Below are 16,125 nucleotides of genomic sequence, written 5' to 3'. Positions count from 1 at the left end.
ACTTTTTTGAGGGCGTTTCCCTCAAATGGGACTGCAAAATTAGTGGCTTGGTTTTAATATACAAGGCCCACACCAGAATATTTATGACATTTTTTTGAACACCGGCACCGTACTACAAGGCTCTCCATACATAAGGCTTGAAACCCAGGGGATTAGCCTTTGAGTAGCTTCGAAAAAAGAAAAATCAGGATCAACCAAATTACTACAACCTTTGATAATCACTTTAGCTCCATCGAAAGTCGACCAGTCCTTTTTGTCTAATTCTTGCAGAAATAATTTCTTTTCAAGCTCCTCAGGAGAGCCCTTCATGCTGAACGCAGCCACACCGTTCATCTTCGTGGCCACCAACATGTAAGCCCATGTGGGTATAATCGCATCGGCCGAACAGTGAATAGCGACCAACTTTCTCTGAAAGACAGACCAATCAAATTCCTTAATGGCCAGCCTAAAGTCTTTCTCTCTAAGGATCATTCCCTGAAAAAGGTAGTCTTTCAGATCGAATACTGCCCTTTCACCGTGAGGGATAAACTCGGCCAGGTCGAGGGAAATCAAAGAACTACTGGCTACTCTATTGACAATTGGTTGTTCCATTTGATGAAATACGAAGAACTAAGTGAACACTAGCTAACCGATTTTGGTTTGGTTGCTCTGAATTCTTTTAAATAAAATGGCTCGAAGTATGCCAGGTCTTTATAAGATGAAGATTGTAGCTGCTCACATGCCAACTCACCCATCGACTTTGCAGAGGGTACTACGTCGGATATGAAAACAGCATTAGTATTTTTACCTATCAATTCTTTGCACTTGTCGGACCCATTCCCAAAAAACCAAACCTCATGTTTATCAAGGTATTCAGAAAATGAATGCTCATCTATTATGTGTGGCGCAGTTTCTTGTTCGGCTCCTCCCTCTGAATTAATCACACAAGCATACACTTCCATTCGCCTGGCATCTATCATTGGACATAAAAAAGCGTCTTTCGTATTAAACTTGTTCACTTCCGCCGCCATGGCATGCAAGGTATTCACTGACAGCAGCGGTATTTCCAATGCATAACATAAGCCTTTTGCAATAGATGTGCCTATCCGAAGGCCAGTGTATGAGCCGGGGCCTTCAGATACGGCTATGGCTGTTAAATCGGCCTTGCTGAGCGACAACCCATGCAAAGTAGTATCAATAATAGAAGGCAACAGGTTTGAGTGTGATTTGTCTATCCTGTACTCCTGGTAACCCAACAACTGTTTGTCGGCAAAAATCGCTACGGAACAAACCGTAGTGGCTGTCTCCAAACACAAAATAACGGACATGCTTAGTTGGTTGGATTTAATAGCTCTGTGTACCTGCCCTTAGCTCGGAAAAGCTTTACAGCTTCGAGGATATCGGGGTCATAGCTGAAAGAAGATTCGATGATGCCTGCCTCGAAGTAGTAGCGACTTAATATCTCTTCTTCAAGCACCTCTTTTATCTCATCCTTGAATTGTTCCAAGTCTGTGCTCTTCATCTTATTCAACTGATTTCTCAGCTGCTGGATTTCATTTTCCAGTGGTGTAAGGTACTGCTCCTTTTTTGCAGAGGCCTCGAACCCATCAAGTGACCTCTCCATGGCGCTTGAGTACTTCAAATCTCGTTTAGCGAGCCAGCTTTTGAAATTGGTGAATTCCTCATCCGACAATTTAAATGTGGCCGGAGACGGGATCGTATTGTGCTCAAAATGATATTTGGTGGCATAGTCGAAAATATGATTGCCATTGACTAGACCAAGAGTGACCGGCGCATACTCAATCATTTCCGCTGTAATGTCGGGATTAACGCCACCACCGTCGAAGACCACCCGACCTTTTGAGGTTTTAAAGGCAACCATCAGCGAGTCGGGAATCTTTGCCACACTTCCATCTGGATTTCTGTGGGCATAATCGATCGCCTGAATGCATCGACCGCTTGGGATGTAGTATTTGGCTGTTGTGATTTTTAACTGGGAATTGTATGCCAGTGGCCTCGTGGCCTGCACTAGTCCCTTTCCAAATGTTCTTCTGCCTACCAACACCCCCCTGTCATAGTCTTGAATAACGCCTGCAACAATTTCCGCCGCCGATGCACTGCCTCCGTTCACCAGAACAGCCAACGGGATTTCGGTATCAACAGCATCCTGATAGGCTTTGTAAGTTTTGTTCCAATCCTTCACTTTGCCCTTAGTGGTTACGATCTCCGATCCTTTTTTGACAAATACATTTGATACATTGATTGCTTCGTCGAGCAAACCACCGGGATTGCCTCTTAGGTCCAACACAATATATTTTGCGCCCTGCTTTTTGAGGTCAGTTAATGCGTTTCTTACTTCTTTGCCTGCCTCGGTGGTGAAGTCAGACAGCCGGATGTAGCCGATATCGGATTGAAAGAGCCCATAGAACGGGACGTTGTTGATCGTGATTTTTTCCCTGACAAGTGGCACGTCAAAAGCTTTTTCTACACCGTATCTTTCAATGGTTAAGACAATGGGAGTGTTAACAGGGCCTTTCAAAAGGTCACTAATATTGTCTGAATACTTTCCTACAATGTCTTTGCCGTCTATTTTAGTCACCTTGTCGCCTATTTGAAGACCCGCCCGGTAAGCCGGGAAATCCTTAAAAGGCATAATGATGGTGCTGTAGCCGTCCCTCTTCCCTACCAGTGCTCCTATGCCGCCATACTGGCCTGTGGTGATGGTACGAAAGTCGTCATACTCGTCTTCTGAAATAAAATCTGTGTAGGGGTCAAGTGAACTAAGCATCGCATTGATGCCACTTTTCACCATGTCATCCGGGCTAACCTCATCAACATAGTAGGTATTCACCTCTTTAAAAAGTGTGGCAAAAATATCCAGACTCTTGGCTATCTGAAAGTATTTGTCGTCTGGCTCAGTAAATGAAAGGCTAAAAACCCCTCCAATAACCAGCATCAACAAACTGCCTCTGACAATTCTTTTTTTCATAGACTTGCTATGTTTTTGCACTTTTCACATCATTCAAACGCTTCAACGCCGCAATTAGTTGACGCTCGATAAGTTGATAGGTGGCTTTTTCTTTACCAACGTAAATATAGGCGATTAAGAGGAAATTCTCCTGATCGGGCAGGGACGTGAGTGTGTGCTTGTGCCGCCGATAAGCTTCGAACATTCTTCGCCGAAGCAGGTTTCTGTCTACTGCTCTCTTAAAGTTCTTCTTCGATACTGAAAAAAGAATCTGATTAACCCCTTCAGGAACAGGGGATTCCATGTACTTGATAAGAAGGGGGTATAAAAAAGAGGAACCTTTCTGGAAAAGTTCCTTAATGCGCTTGTCTCTCTTTAACCTCTCCGACTTTGAAAAGGTAGCAGGTAGACTTTTATATTCCTGCTCCTTCATAAAAGCAGTGAAGATTTATTTCTTGTGACGACGCTCGTCAGACACAGTCAGTCTTTTTCTTCCTTTGGCCCTTCTGGCAGCCAACACCCTACGACCATTAGCAGTCGACATTCTTTCTCTGAAGCCGTGCTTGTTCTTTCTCTTTCTTACTGAGGGCTGAAATGTCCTTTTCATATCTATCTATTCTTCTTTGCCTAACTTAAAGTATCTTTCCGAGGCATACAATTGTAGTTCTTCAGAAAAATTACGGGCTGCAAAGTTAAAGAGCTTTTAATTAATTGCAAACAAGGAAGAGAAAGAATAGTTGGGAATTATTAAAAAATGATCAGATATACAGTTAGTTACAACAACCCGCTCAGCCACCTTATAAATATTGTCATGACTTTTGAGGCCAATACGGCCCAAAACGTGGAAGTTAGGCTGCCAACATGGAGACCCGGGCGCTATGAGTTGGGGGATTTTGCCAAGAATATTTTACGTGTTTCAGCAAAGGGTTCAACGGATGGGCTTCTGCCCATGAGAAAGTTAAACAAGAGCAGTTGGTCATTTTTTGTAAAAAGTAGACAGTCCATTGAGATAAGCTATCAATACTATGCATATAAAATGGATGCTGGCAACTCATGGCTTCATGATGACCAGCTTTATGTAAACCCTGTCAATTGTCTTATGTACCTGCCGGACAGGATGACAGAGCCGGTTGAATTGCTTCTGAAGCTACCTGATCACTATGAAGTGGCCACTGGATTGAAAAAAGAAGGCCACCAGCTGCTGGCAGAAAGTTTTTACGAATTGGCCGACAGTCCGTTTATTGCAAGTCCGTCATTGACACGTCTGACCTATGAAGTTGACGGCATCACTTTTCATATCTGGCATCATGGATCGACGGATGTGAAACCGGCTCAAATGCTGGAGGACTTCCGAAAGTTCACGACCACTCAGTTGCGTCTTTTTGGTGACTTGCCAATTACAGACTACCACTTTTTGCTTCAATTTCTTCCCTATCAGACCTATCATGGTGTCGAGCATGCCAATTCCACTGTCATTACTTTAGGGCCGTGCACCGGAGAGCACACGGCGAGCTTCTATGAAAAGCTACTCGGTATTTCGTCGCACGAGCTCTTCCATGCATGGAACATTACCAGGATTCGCCCTGCAGAGCTTCAGCCTTATGACTTTTCGAAGGAGAATTATTTTGAGACTGGATATGTGGCGGAGGGTTTCACGACATATTACGGCGACCTGATGTTGGTAAGAAGTGGCGTTTACGGCGAAGAATGGTGTTTGAATGAGCTGAACAAACTTCTCAGCCGCCACTTTCAAAACTTTGGCAGGTTCAATCAATCGGTGGCGGAGTCGTCGTTCGATCTATGGCTGGACGGCTACCAGGCTGGTGTGCCTAACAGAAAGGTGTCGATTTATGTGAAGGGGGCCATCATTGCGCTTATGCTTGATTTCACGATCAGGATTTCCAGCAAAGGGAAGCATTCGATGGACGACGTGATGCGGGCTCTTTGGGAAGATTTATATAAATCTGGAAAGCCCTACAAGAAAAACGATATTCAAAACATTGCAGAAAAATTGGCCGCTCGCCCCCTGCAAGATTTTTTTGACAAGTTTGTGGATGGAAATAAGCCAATTGAAAATGAACTCGGCACTCTGGCTGAACAGTTTGGGCTGGCTCTGCAAAAGAAGCTACCTGACGCTTTTCACGAAAGGGGGCTGGGCTTCAAAGTGAGGGCTGATGCAGACAGGTTGGTGGTTTCTCATGTACATCCTGAAAGCGGAGCATTCGAAATTCTGTCAGTCGATGATGAAATTGTGAATGTGGACTCAGAAACTGCCACTGACAAAATGCTGGCTGTTTTTGCGGCCGATTCTACAATTAGAATCAAAAGATATGGCAGGACTATTGATCTTTCTATTCCGACTGGTGGGCCATTTTACGAAAGCTACTCCCTGGAAAAGAAAAAAGACCCAACGGCCGTTGAGTCTTCTCTTTTTAAGGGTTGGTTAATCGGCTAAACTATTCGAACAGGTGATTCATTATTTCCTTTACCTGATGCCACTCCAGTCGGGGGCCGTACTGCGAAACCACTTTCGACGAGGCAAGGCTGGCCATTTTCCCTGCTTCAGCGATGGAGTGGCCATGTGTGATTCCATAAAGAAATGCGCCTGCGAACATATCGCCGGCTCCTACTGTGTCTACTGCATTTACTTTGTAGGGCTCAATATCGATGAAGGTGTCACCATCGAAAATCATAGCGCCGTTTTTGCCTTGCGTGATGGCGAATTTTTTTGCCGCCTTTTTTAATTCCTCCCGGGCGTGGAGTATGTTGGTTTTGCCAGTGAAGAGCATGGCCTCCTCTTCGTTGCAAAAGAGCAAATCGACGCTAGCTCCAACCACCTCCTCCATTTGAGTCTTGAAGTACTTCACCATGCTGGGGTCAGAAAACGTAAGCGCCACCTTGACCCCATTTTCCTCGGCAATTTTCTTGGCATGTTTCATAGCCGCAAGTCCAGTCTCGCTAGTCACCAGATAGCCTTCGATATAGAGGTATTGTGAGTCCTTTAAGGCTCTTTCGTCGATTTCTGCGTTGGAGAAGTTGGTGGTTATGCCAAGGAAGGTATTCATGGTGCGGTCAGCATCGTCAGTCACCATCACAAGACATTTGCCTGTTATTCCTTCCGGAGTGGTAGCATCAGTCAGGTTGGTATCGACGCCGTTTTTTCGCAGGTCTTCAAGATAGAAATGTCCGAACTTATCGTTAGCCACCTTGCAGGCATAGTAGCACTTCCCGCCGAACTGACTTGTTCCGATAATGGTGTTGGCTGCAGAACCTCCGCACTGCATCATGTTCTCGTCAAGTTGAAGTGCTTCAATAAGTTCATGCTGACGGGCTTCATCGACCAGCGTCATCAAGCCCTTTTCCACTTTATACTTTTCTAAAAAGCTATTATCAGCATCAAACACAATGTCCACCAGGGCATTCCCGATACCAAAAACGTCGTAAGTCTTTTTCATTTATATCAACAGCTATTTTTTATAGCGGGCAAAGGTAGTGAATACCTGATAATTATGAAGCCACCTGTTCGATCAGGTTAGGGTAGTCGGTGATAATGCCGTCGACGCCCATTTTGATGAGCTCCTGCATTTCTGTTACCTCATTCACTGTCCAGGGGATTACCTGAAGACCTTTGCCGTGTAACAAAGTGACATCGTCCGGCGTCAATCTTTTGAAATAGCAGCTATAAACTGCAGGGGTAAAGCCCAGTTCGCTAAGGTTTTCTTCGACGGACAGGTCATTCCCGACGAGCACAGAAAGTTTGACTTCAGGGTAGGTTTCATGAAAATAACGAAGTATCCGAAAATCAAATGACTGGATGGTCAATTTATCGAAAGGCACCTTGCCGTTGATTTCAGCGTACACAAGCTCGCAAAACACGCTTGGTTCCGGGTGGTATATATGGTCTCCCTCCTCGTCTGACTTCAATTCGATATTGTAGAAAGGAATGTTGAGGCCTTTGTCACTGGCATATTGATCCACTGCTTTGAACACTTCCGACAAAAGCGGCTTATTAACGTTCATTTTTTCCTGATCGGGAAACCCCGGATGAAGCTTACTGCCACAATCGAACATTGCAAGCTCATCGCTTCGCATTTGATAAATATTCCACTTCATTTCAGATCCTTCTGCAATAGGGTTGCCCAAAGAGTCGGTGCAGAAAGTTGGGGACAGAAATGAATCGTGAGACACTACCACCATGTTGTCGGCCGTTATGACCACATCCATCTCCAGTGTCTTGATATCGTATTCCATGGCCTTCAAAAATGCCGGGATAGTATTCTCAGGCATAAGTCCCCTGGCTCCTCTGTGACCCTGCCAATCGAAGGCCGGAACCTCAGGTGTGCATGAAAATAAAAAGGCTGCTAAACCAAAACATAAAATATTGCGCATCATTTTTGAGTAAGACCTTGTGGAAATGTTTGACATAAAGCTTTCGACGAATTTGAACAGGTATAAACGGTTGAGGAAGAATAGCGTTATTCCGACTGACCTTCTTCGAATTTGAAAATGAATTAGATAGCCGAAAAATAATCTTTTAATTTGAGCCACGAAACGGAACTATGAGAAAAGCCCTGGTAAATAATTTAATATTTTGTTCAATCCTTTTTTTGGGCTGGAGTTGTAAGCAAGCAGAACCCGCTGAGCTGATCAGGTTCCAAAAGCTCACTTTCGGCCCCGTTGTCAACAACGAAACGCAAGTTAGAGGCGAAGCTTTACTTTACAACCCTAATGCATTTGGCGTGAGCATTAAAGAAATTCAGTTACAGATTGAAATTGAGTCGACTAAAGTGGCCTCTTTAAGGGAGGTTAAAGTAGTAAAGGCAGGTGCAAAAAAGGAGTTTGTAGTCCCATTTCAAGGCATACTAGTTATGGCTGATATCCAGAAAATTGTTGAAAAAGACGGTCTGGCTTATTTGCTGGGTAAGAAAGTGCCTTTGCAGTTTACTGGCGAAATTAAAACAAGCATCGCAGGCTGGTCGTCGAGATATCCTGTGAATGTAAAAGAAGAAGTAAGTCTCAGTAAATTGCTGTCGAGATAAATGGATTGGCAACGCCGGCAAGCAAAACTACTGCCCGTTTTCCATTCCTGGCTTCTGCCACTAAGACAAAACCTTGATCCGGGTGAAGATATAATCCAAGTCTTCTTTGTTAATGACCATTCTGTAAAAATCCGTGTCTCCCAGCTGTTCCGGATTGTAACCAGTTTGTCTCAGGTATTTTTCGGTTGCTTTCTTATCGAACCAATGAATCAGAGATATTGAGCCATTCTCAATCTCGAGACAGGTGATTCCACGCTTCCCGATGACAGTGCCTGAATTGAAAAGGACCGGTATATGAAAAATAGAATGATACAGGTTGCCTATTTCCAGAAAAGGGAGCTTTTTCCTATAGATAGATTTCAATTCCTTCTTGTAGGCTTTGATACTCTTCAAAGTCACAGATTCCTCCCCCTCTTTCAGTCCAACAAGCTCCCGGCAAAGCTGCTCTATTTTGTATTTCAGCCTTTCAGCTTTTGAGAGAGATTCAAACAGCGGGCGGTGCGTATGACCGATCACTGAAGCAATTTTATTGAAGACTGAATAATTATAGACCCGCCTTTCGATTTTGTATTGCTTCCGGCTGTCATGTGCCACCGAAAAGTTTTTGATCCGAAGCGGGTTGGCTATGTATTTCAGTGTAAAGCCAATAAGCCTATTGCTTTTCTGATATTTTTTGGAAGCCTGGTGGCCGTGAAAAATAAATATGGGATTGCCTTTATACATCAGCTTGACCGACTCATACAGTTCGTACTGGAAAGGCTGCTCTGGCTCCGTTACCAGTGTGAGGTCGTGGTTGCCGACAGTCTTTATTAGAAGGCGTTTCTTATTTATTTCATCAAAGAGCTCATAAACTTCCGCCCATTGCTTTGTTATTTTCTTAAGAGAAAATCTTTGAAGCTCTTCAATGTCGCCATTCAAAACCATGGAGAAACCTTTGGGGATATAGTAGTCTTTTACCGACTGAATGAAGAGGCTGGAATTGGGAAGAAAGTCGTCTTTGGAACTACCGTCGCCCATATGCAAATCACTAAAAATGACAATCTTGCTCTTCTGGTCAATTGGAAACGACGGAGCTTGTTCGAACAACTCATCGAGGTTTCTGTAGACTAATTTAGCTTCGTTCATTTGGTTAGGTTGGGATGAAATGGGAAAGTAAAAGCGTTCTTTTCAAAACGAAGAAAGGTGCATTTTAAATAATTATTACCCGATTGTTATGTCTCCGGGGGCCGTCCTCGAATTCGTTGTAGAATCTAAGTTAATTGTCCTTTACAAGTTAAAAATAAAGCGCAATACATTGCGGCATACTTTTAGCTAAATTGCATTATCAGGTTTTACTTTTTAAAACATACTGTCATGAGACTCCTCCTAAGTTTCCTATTTTTCTTGACTTCCTTCGTTGCCGGGGCACAGCTCCCTAAGCTTATTGTGCCGATTGGCCATACCAACCCGGTGATTGGTTTGGCAACGGATCCCTCCAACACCTATCTGTACAGCGTTGATGGTGGTTCGGACGTTACCGTTTGGGATATCCGGACAAAAACAGTAGTCACTTTCCTGGAAGGGCACAGTAGCGCCATTACGTCAATTGGTGCCTCAGCTGACGGGAAATATCTCGCTACAGCGGATGCGTCTGGCAAAATTGTGATCCGCCATCAGTCGGACTGGAAAATCTCAGGCATTGCGGAAGTAGAAGGAAGTGTTACTCAAATTCAATTTGACGCAGAAGGAAAATTATTGGGCGCTCTTACCACAACTGGCAAGCTATCGGTGATTACAGCGAACAAGCCTCAGGAAGCTTATAGTGTTGAATTAAACGAGAAAAAAATCACCAGCTTCACCTGGAACGCTGCAGGCAAGCTTGCTCTCGGTTGCGATGATGGCACTTTGGGTATGCGCCAACAGGATGGTGAGGTGGCTACCACTGTTACCAATTCGGCAAAAGCGGTAACAGGCATTGTGCCAGGTGCAGAAGAAGATTCCTGGATTTACGTGACTGGCGACGGCGAAGTGTTCCGTTTTCAAAACGGCAAAATCGGGTCCCAAACCATGTCCCCCCTACCAAGAATTATCAGTCTGCATGCATCGAAAGATTTGCTGGTATTAACCGGAAGAGGTAGCACCACAAACGTTCACTTTTATCCGCTGTTGAGTGGTGAAGAGGTCTCTGACAAAATACAAATTCCAACAGCCTTAGTTGAACAATCAGGCAGTGCCATCGGGCTGCAAACAGCGATCTTTTCAGCCAATGGGAGAGAACTATTTCTGCCCGACTATCAGGGGGGCATTCACGCCTATGACCTTGCCACCGGAAAATACAATGGTGCCTTTGTCGGCCTTGCCTCCAAAATCCTCTCTCTGGCCATCAATAAAGGCGGAACCCAGCTAGCCGTCGGCAGAAATGATGGCGTTGTGTTATTCGACCTGACAGGGGCCGCTGCTCCAAAACAGCTCAAAACTGCCTCTGCACCAGTTATCGGTCTTGCCTTCGGAACCAACCAGTATCTGCTGGCAGGTGTGCAACAAAATGGAACTGTATCTGCCTGGGACAGCAAATATGATGCGGTGGTGTACAGCAGAGCCACAGGTGAGAAACTCATCTACCCCTATCTGGAAGTAACAGCCGATGACCAGCGCATTATCAAAAAAGTAGACAATGGCACAGGCATTTTTTCAATTAAAAGCGGCAAGAAACCCAAAGCAATCAAGCTCAAAGAAAGCTTTGATCAACGCCTAACGCCCGATGGGAAGCTGCTACTGGCTCAAGACGCTTCGGCTGGCATTACCTTCTATGATACTGAGAATTTCAAAAAGCAAAATGCTATTAAAATTGATGGCCTTCAATATTTCGAAGTAAGCGCCGACGGAAAATGGATTGGGGCCGTAGTGAAAAATAAAGGAACAAGTCTCCAGCTTATTGATATGGGCAGCGGTAAAGCGGTGAAAAAGATAGCCGTACCAGATGGCAAAACTATCACAAAGTTGAAGTTTGACCCTACCAGTAAGCATCTTGTTACGCTCTCCAATGTGATCAGTAAAGGAAGCAGTCAGGGTGACTATAGCATCACTTTCTGGGATCTTGAAAAAGGTGCTGAAGCCTTCCAACTTAAAGGCCATTCGGCGGCGGTCTCAGGGCTGGCCTTCAGTAGTTCTGGCGAAGTGCTTTTTTCCTCTGGCTTCGATGGGCTGATCAAATGTTGGTCGCTGAGCGACAAGAAGGAGCTGGCAACCCTGACGCCTTTAAGTGCCACTGATTGGGCAGTGGTGGCTGGCGATGGGCTGTTTGATGCTTCACGAGAAGCTATCTCACAAATGCATTACTCGGTTGGTAAGGAGTCCATTGCTCTGGAGCAGATGAAAGACAAATTTTATGAGCCTTACCTTTTACCAAAGCTACTTGGCTTTCATAAAGACCCCATCAGGCTATCTCCGAAACTGGACGGATTTGATCTTTATCCAGAAATCAAACTGGCACACCCTGAACAAAATGACGGTAAGCTGGGCATCAATCTGAATGACCAGGGAGGTGGTATTGGGCGAATTGTAATTTTCATCAACGGCAAGGAGGTCATTAATGAGTCGAGAGATGTGTCGACCACTACGGACGGTTTTGCCAGCTTCGACTACGGCATTGAAAATCATCCCTACATCAAAAAAGGAGGACTTAACAAGATTACGGTAAAGGCCTACAACCAGGATGGCTACCTCTCAAGCCCTGAGAAGAGTGTTTACCTGATCGACGAGAACAAAGTTGGCGGTGCCACGCCCCCAAAAGTATATGGAATAGTGGCGGGGGTTTCGGACTACCAGGGAAATGACATGGACCTGAAATACGCTGCGAAAGATGCCGAAGACTTTTATGGCGCCATAAAGCTGAGCTCAGAGAGTCGCTTTGGAAAAGAGAATGTGAGCATCAAATTGCTTTCTACCCTACCAGGCCATGACAAGCCTACAAAAGCGAACCTTGTTTCGGAGCTGGCAAAAATCAAAAATGTGGCTACCTCAAACGATTATCTTGTTGTCTATCTTTCGGGTCACGGTGTGGCCGACAAGGGAGAAGATGCTGACTTTTATTACTTAACAGCTGATGCTTCGAGCATGGAAGTTAATGGCAATAAAGAGAGAGCTAATTTTTCTCTGTCAAGCAAGGAGATCGCCAAGCTGATTATGGAAGTGCCTACTATCCGGCAGGTGCTTATCATAGATGCCTGTCATTCGGGCCAGCTGGCACAGAACCTTTCGGGCAGCAGCTTTACTATGAGCTCTGAAGAAGCGAGAGCCCTAGAGACCCTAAAAGATAGGACTGGGCTGTATATTATTGCAGGCTCAGCAGCTGATGCAGTGAGCTATGAAGCCTCTGCTTTCGATCAAGGCCTGCTTACCTACTCACTATTGTACGGAATGAAAGGCCCTGCTTTGAGAGAAGACCGATACATTGATATTATCAGCCTTTTCAATTTTGCTTCGCAAAAAGTGCCCGAACTGGCGTCGGAGATTGGCGGCATTCAAAAACCAGAAGTGAGAGTGCCTAACGACCTCAACACCTTCGACATTGGTGAGCTTAATGGCGAGCAGCGAAAGCAAATTGCGTTAAAGGCCAACAGGCCAGCCGTGGCGGCCTCTCTTTTCCAAAATGAGGCGTCATTTATTGATGACTTACAGCTAGGCGAATTGATAGATCAGCGTTTGAAGAAACTTGAAGGCCAGAATAGCCAGGCGGGCGTGATGTTTGTTGACGTAAAAACTTTCCCAGAAGCTTATGTGATCAGGGGAAGATATACCGAAGATGGAGAAAACATATCAGCAGTGGGTGCAGTGTTTCAGGGTAAAAAGAAAATTGCTGATGTAGAGGCAACGTCAAAAGATGCCAGTCAATTAGCAGACATGATCATAGATAAGGCACAGCAGTCGATCAAATAGCAGCTGCTAGTTGCAGATCACACAGGTACCTCCTTCGACTCTTTCGCAATCGGTTTGCGTAGCGTAGCAGGTACCGGCTCCGGCTTTCGACCATGGGCTTGCTGCCGTGCAACCAGTACAGGTAGGGTTTTCGTCGTCCAAACCACATGACACAAAAATAAGCGTACCTGCAATCAGTACACCCAGGCTGACTGACGAAAGAATTCGCTTTTGACTTAAAAGAAAGGCTTTCATATTATCGGTTGATTGTGCTAATATAGCTAAAGCCTAGAAATTTGTTCGTCACTTTTAAAAAGTGTTGTTTTTCTTCCTACAAACCCGTGTGGCACCTTTCCACATAATTTCAGGGACTTTCATGGAATTAGTTGCTAAATTATGACGTACCCTAATTTGCAACACCTATGAAATTTGCATTACTCCCAACAAGGTTCTGCCTCTCCGGTTTTCTCCAATTCGCTATGGCTTTAGCCGCCAAGCCAAAAAAAGCATCTCCAGCTTTCGGTTCAATTCCAGTCTGCTAAGGCCAGTCAACATCTCCAACCTGAACAACAACGAAAATCCTTTTATGAAACCCATTGTACAAATCTCCCTTGACCTTACCGATATAGACGAAGCACTCGAAACAGCTGCCATGGCACGGCGGGCAGGTGTCGACTGGCTGGAAGCGGGCACGCCGCTCATATTGGCTGAAGGGCTTCACGGCGTGAGAAAACTGAGGGAAGCTTTTCCCGGCATACCGATAGTAGCTGACCTCAAAACCATGGATGGCGGCTATCTGGAAGCTGAGATGATGGCCAAAGCAGGCGCTACTCATGTTGTAGTAATGGCCAGGGCTCATGAAGAGACGATTAAATGCGTGGTGCAGGCAGGCAAAGATTTCGGAGTGGAAGTGATGGGCGACAACCTCGGGTGCCCCGATATGGTGGAAGGAGCAAAATGGCTTGAAGGGCTCGGATGTGACTACGTAGTGCATCACATAGGCTATGATGAACGAAGAGGCATAGCGGCGGCAGGAAAAAGAATGCCGAGTCCGCTGGACCAGCTCAGGGAAGTAGTGGAAGCGGTGAACATTCCGGTGCAGGCAGTTGGTGGATTAAGTTTGGAGCAGGCCATTCGGTGCCCGGAATACGGAGCGCCGCTGGTGGTATTGGGCGCACCACTAACGATCGACGCCGACGCCTTTAAGACAGCCGATGGCAATCTGGAAAGCTCGCTGAGGATGATTTGCGAGAAAGTGCATGGTTACGGGGAGGTGGAAATCAAAACTGCAAGCAATAGAAGATAGTGCAAAAGAAATACGGCTCTGAGGCGTGTGGAGACATCCGCCCAACCAAAGAATTAGAGGTGGTGTGTGAAGACACCCACCATAACATAAAAATAAGGGAATTATGAAATCTGCGGCAGTTGTGAATTACTCCGAAGCGAAAGGCTCGGTCGAGATTCGGGAAGTAGAGCAGCCGGTGATCGGGGAAGACGAAGTGCTGCTCGAAGTGGCCAGTGTCGGCGTTTGTGGTAGCGACCTCCATCAGTGGACGTCGGACCACAGCTGGACTGTGAACTACCCTGTGGTGCTGGGCCATGAGTTTGGCGGGCACATCGCCCAGCTAGGGAAAAGAGTCACCGGCTGGAAAGAAGGAGACCGGGTAGTAAGCGAAACAGCTGCGGTAATAGATCAAAACAACCCCATGTCAAGAAGAGGTTTTTACAACCTCGACCCCAATCGCAAGGGCTTTGGCTATGGTGTGAATGGCGCTATGACAAAGTATGTGAAGGTACCCGCCCGTTGCCTCCACAATGTGCCGGACCAGCTATCCTTCGAAGAAGCTTGTCTTACAGAACCCTGCTGCGTTGCCTACAATGCCGTAGTAGAAAACAGCCGCATCAAACCCGGCGACAAGGTGGTAGTAATCGGCCCGGGAACCATTGGTATCCTTTGTGCCGCTGTGGCTCAGCTTTGTGGAGCTGAAGTAGCTATCATTGGGCTGGAGGCAGATAAAAAAAGGCTGGAGATCGCCAAAAAGTACGGTCTCCAGACAATTATTGGAGACGCCGCCGAATGGGCGAAAAAAGTCGACGGCATGGGAGCCGATTGTGTGGTGGATGCAGCTGGTGTTAGCGACTCTCTTCAAATCGCTCTTGATTTGGTGCGGCCTAAGGGCCAAATTACGAAAGTCGGCTGGGGGCCTACCCCCCTTGGCTTTTCACTAGATCCTATTGTGCAAAAGAATGTAACGCTACAGGGAAGCTTCAGCCACAACTGGCCTGTTTGGGAGCGAGTCATCGCCTTACTGGCTAGCGGCTCGCTCAATGTAAAACCTATCATCGGCGGTGTGTGGCCCGTCACCAGTTGGCTGGAAGCATTCGAAAAAATGCACCACCACGAAATTGTGAAAAGTGTTTTGAAACCTGTTTAAACATGAGACTACAGGACAAGGTAATAATAGTAACAGGGAGCACTACCGGTATTGGCAAAGCCATTGCGCTGCGTTGTGTGGCTGAAGGCGCCTCAGTCATCCTTCATGGGTTAGAAAAGGACTGGGGCGAAGCTGTGCTAAAGGCCATTGGCAAGGAGCATGCGAGGCTGCACATAGAAGACATCAGCAAGGAAGGAGCACCCCAGAGGCTGGTAGACTTTGCCATTAAGTCTTTCGGCAGGCTGGATGCTATTGTTAACAATGCGGCCAGTGTACTGTCGTCCAACATTCACACGACCGACGCTGCCTTTCTTCGCGAAGTCATCGAAGTCAACACAATCGCACCATTTAACCTCATCAAAGCCGCATTGCCAGAGCTGAGAATGAACAGAGGCTGTGCACTTAATATTGGCTCGGTGAATGCCTGGAGTGGCGAGCCCAACCTCCTGGCATACAGCATTTCCAAAGGAGCGCTTATGACCATGACCCGCAACCTGGGCGACACACTCCACCGGGAGGACGGAGTGAGAGTGAACCAGATCAATCCTGGATGGGTGCTCACAGAAGTTGAAACCATTCGCAAGCGTGAGCATGGCCTGGCCGACGACTGGTACAAAGACCTGCCCGACGTGTATGCACCGGCAGGAAGAATACTAGCGCCGGCGGAAATCGCTGCAGCAGCGGTGTACTGGCTGGCAGACGAAAGTGGGCCTATCAGCGGACAGGTAGTGGACCTGGAGCAGTATCCCTTCATGGGCAGAAACCCACCTAAAGACACAACCACCATTAAGCCGAAGAAAAAATAAGC

The 16,125-nt window shown here is 46.1% G+C and carries 15 protein-coding genes; 6 read left to right on the top strand and 9 right to left on the bottom strand.

Translation table 11 applies throughout. The features are described from left to right. Window positions 1-81: 81 nt before the first annotated feature. The 5 genes from ACMVP2_RS14720 to rpmH are packed head-to-tail and all read right to left on the bottom strand — an operon-like array spanning window position 82 to window position 3,554. Entirely contained in the window at window positions 82-591 is a 510-nt protein-coding gene (locus ACMVP2_RS14720; protein WP_416868182.1) for a DUF2480 family protein, read from the bottom strand. A 29-nt stretch (window positions 592-620) separates the two neighbouring features. Next, on the bottom strand, window positions 621-1,307 hold the full coding sequence (gene tsaB / locus ACMVP2_RS14715) for a tRNA (adenosine(37)-N6)-threonylcarbamoyltransferase complex dimerization subunit type 1 TsaB (protein ID WP_339794116.1): 687 nt from the start codon (window positions 1,305-1,307) through the stop codon (window positions 621-623). A 2-nt stretch (window positions 1,308-1,309) separates the two neighbouring features. Further along, window positions 1,310-2,968: a S41 family peptidase gene (locus ACMVP2_RS14710; protein ID WP_416868181.1), complete on the bottom strand. Its 1,659-nt coding sequence runs from the start codon at window positions 2,966-2,968 to the stop codon at window positions 1,310-1,312. Window positions 2,969-2,975: 7 nt separating this feature from the next. Continuing rightward, window positions 2,976-3,380, bottom strand: a complete 405-nt coding sequence (gene rnpA / locus ACMVP2_RS14705; protein ID WP_416868180.1) for a ribonuclease P protein component — start codon at window positions 3,378-3,380, stop codon at window positions 2,976-2,978. 15 nt (window positions 3,381-3,395) lie between these two features. Then, window positions 3,396-3,554, bottom strand: coding sequence for a 50S ribosomal protein L34 (rpmH, locus tag ACMVP2_RS14700; protein WP_151996459.1), 159 nt, complete (start codon window positions 3,552-3,554; stop codon window positions 3,396-3,398). Window positions 3,555-3,701: 147 nt separating this feature from the next. Here rpmH and ACMVP2_RS14695 point away from each other — a divergent pair, with 147 nt between their 5' ends. Further along, the gene (locus ACMVP2_RS14695) at window positions 3,702-5,402 is read left to right on the top strand and encodes a M61 family peptidase (protein WP_339794109.1); all 1,701 of its coding nucleotides are present in this window, start codon (window positions 3,702-3,704) and stop codon (window positions 5,400-5,402) included. Between the two features lies 1 nt (window position 5,403). Here ACMVP2_RS14695 and ACMVP2_RS14690 read toward each other — a convergent pair whose 3' ends face one another. Next, window positions 5,404-6,402: an adenosine kinase gene (locus tag ACMVP2_RS14690; protein WP_339794107.1), complete on the bottom strand. Its 999-nt coding sequence runs from the start codon at window positions 6,400-6,402 to the stop codon at window positions 5,404-5,406. Window positions 6,403-6,454: 52 nt separating this feature from the next. After that, a complete protein-coding gene (locus tag ACMVP2_RS14685) occupies window positions 6,455-7,372 on the bottom strand; it encodes a glycerophosphodiester phosphodiesterase family protein (RefSeq protein WP_416868179.1) in 918 nt (305 codons plus the stop codon). Window positions 7,373-7,506: 134 nt separating this feature from the next. Between ACMVP2_RS14685 and ACMVP2_RS14680 the strand changes: the two genes are divergently transcribed. Next, on the top strand, window positions 7,507-7,986 hold the full coding sequence (locus ACMVP2_RS14680; protein ID WP_339794103.1) for an LEA type 2 family protein: 480 nt from the start codon (window positions 7,507-7,509) through the stop codon (window positions 7,984-7,986). Window positions 7,987-8,046: 60 nt separating this feature from the next. On the opposite strand, the gene ACMVP2_RS14675 is transcribed toward ACMVP2_RS14680, so the two are convergent. Next, window positions 8,047-9,111, bottom strand: a complete 1,065-nt coding sequence (locus ACMVP2_RS14675) for a hypothetical protein (protein ID WP_416868178.1) — start codon at window positions 9,109-9,111, stop codon at window positions 8,047-8,049. A 228-nt stretch (window positions 9,112-9,339) separates the two neighbouring features. On the opposite strand from ACMVP2_RS14675, the gene ACMVP2_RS14670 reads away from it, so the two are divergent. Next, entirely contained in the window at window positions 9,340-12,903 is a 3,564-nt protein-coding gene (locus ACMVP2_RS14670) for a caspase family protein (RefSeq protein ID WP_416868177.1), read from the top strand. Between the two features lie 6 nt (window positions 12,904-12,909). On the opposite strand, the gene ACMVP2_RS14665 is transcribed toward ACMVP2_RS14670, so the two are convergent. Next, window positions 12,910-13,137 (bottom strand): hypothetical protein, encoded by a 228-nt coding sequence (locus ACMVP2_RS14665; RefSeq protein WP_416868176.1) that lies wholly within the window; start codon window positions 13,135-13,137, stop codon window positions 12,910-12,912. A 331-nt stretch (window positions 13,138-13,468) separates the two neighbouring features. Here ACMVP2_RS14665 and ACMVP2_RS14660 point away from each other — a divergent pair, with 331 nt between their 5' ends. The 3 genes from ACMVP2_RS14660 (at window position 13,469) to ACMVP2_RS14650 (ending at window position 16,123) form a co-directional block, all read left to right on the top strand. Beyond that, entirely contained in the window at window positions 13,469-14,188 is a 720-nt protein-coding gene (locus tag ACMVP2_RS14660) for an orotidine 5'-phosphate decarboxylase / HUMPS family protein (RefSeq protein WP_416868175.1), read from the top strand. 103 nt (window positions 14,189-14,291) lie between these two features. Then, window positions 14,292-15,317 (top strand): zinc-binding dehydrogenase, encoded by a 1,026-nt coding sequence (locus ACMVP2_RS14655; protein ID WP_416868174.1) that lies wholly within the window; start codon window positions 14,292-14,294, stop codon window positions 15,315-15,317. Window positions 15,318-15,319: 2 nt separating this feature from the next. Next, on the top strand, window positions 15,320-16,123 hold the full coding sequence (locus ACMVP2_RS14650) for an SDR family NAD(P)-dependent oxidoreductase (protein WP_416868173.1): 804 nt from the start codon (window positions 15,320-15,322) through the stop codon (window positions 16,121-16,123). Window positions 16,124-16,125 lie beyond the last annotated feature (2 nt).

Source organism: Imperialibacter sp., from assembly GCF_048007035.1.
GTDB lineage: Bacteria > Bacteroidota > Bacteroidia > Cytophagales > Cyclobacteriaceae > Imperialibacter.
This window is presented reverse-complemented; position numbering and strand designations above follow the sequence as displayed.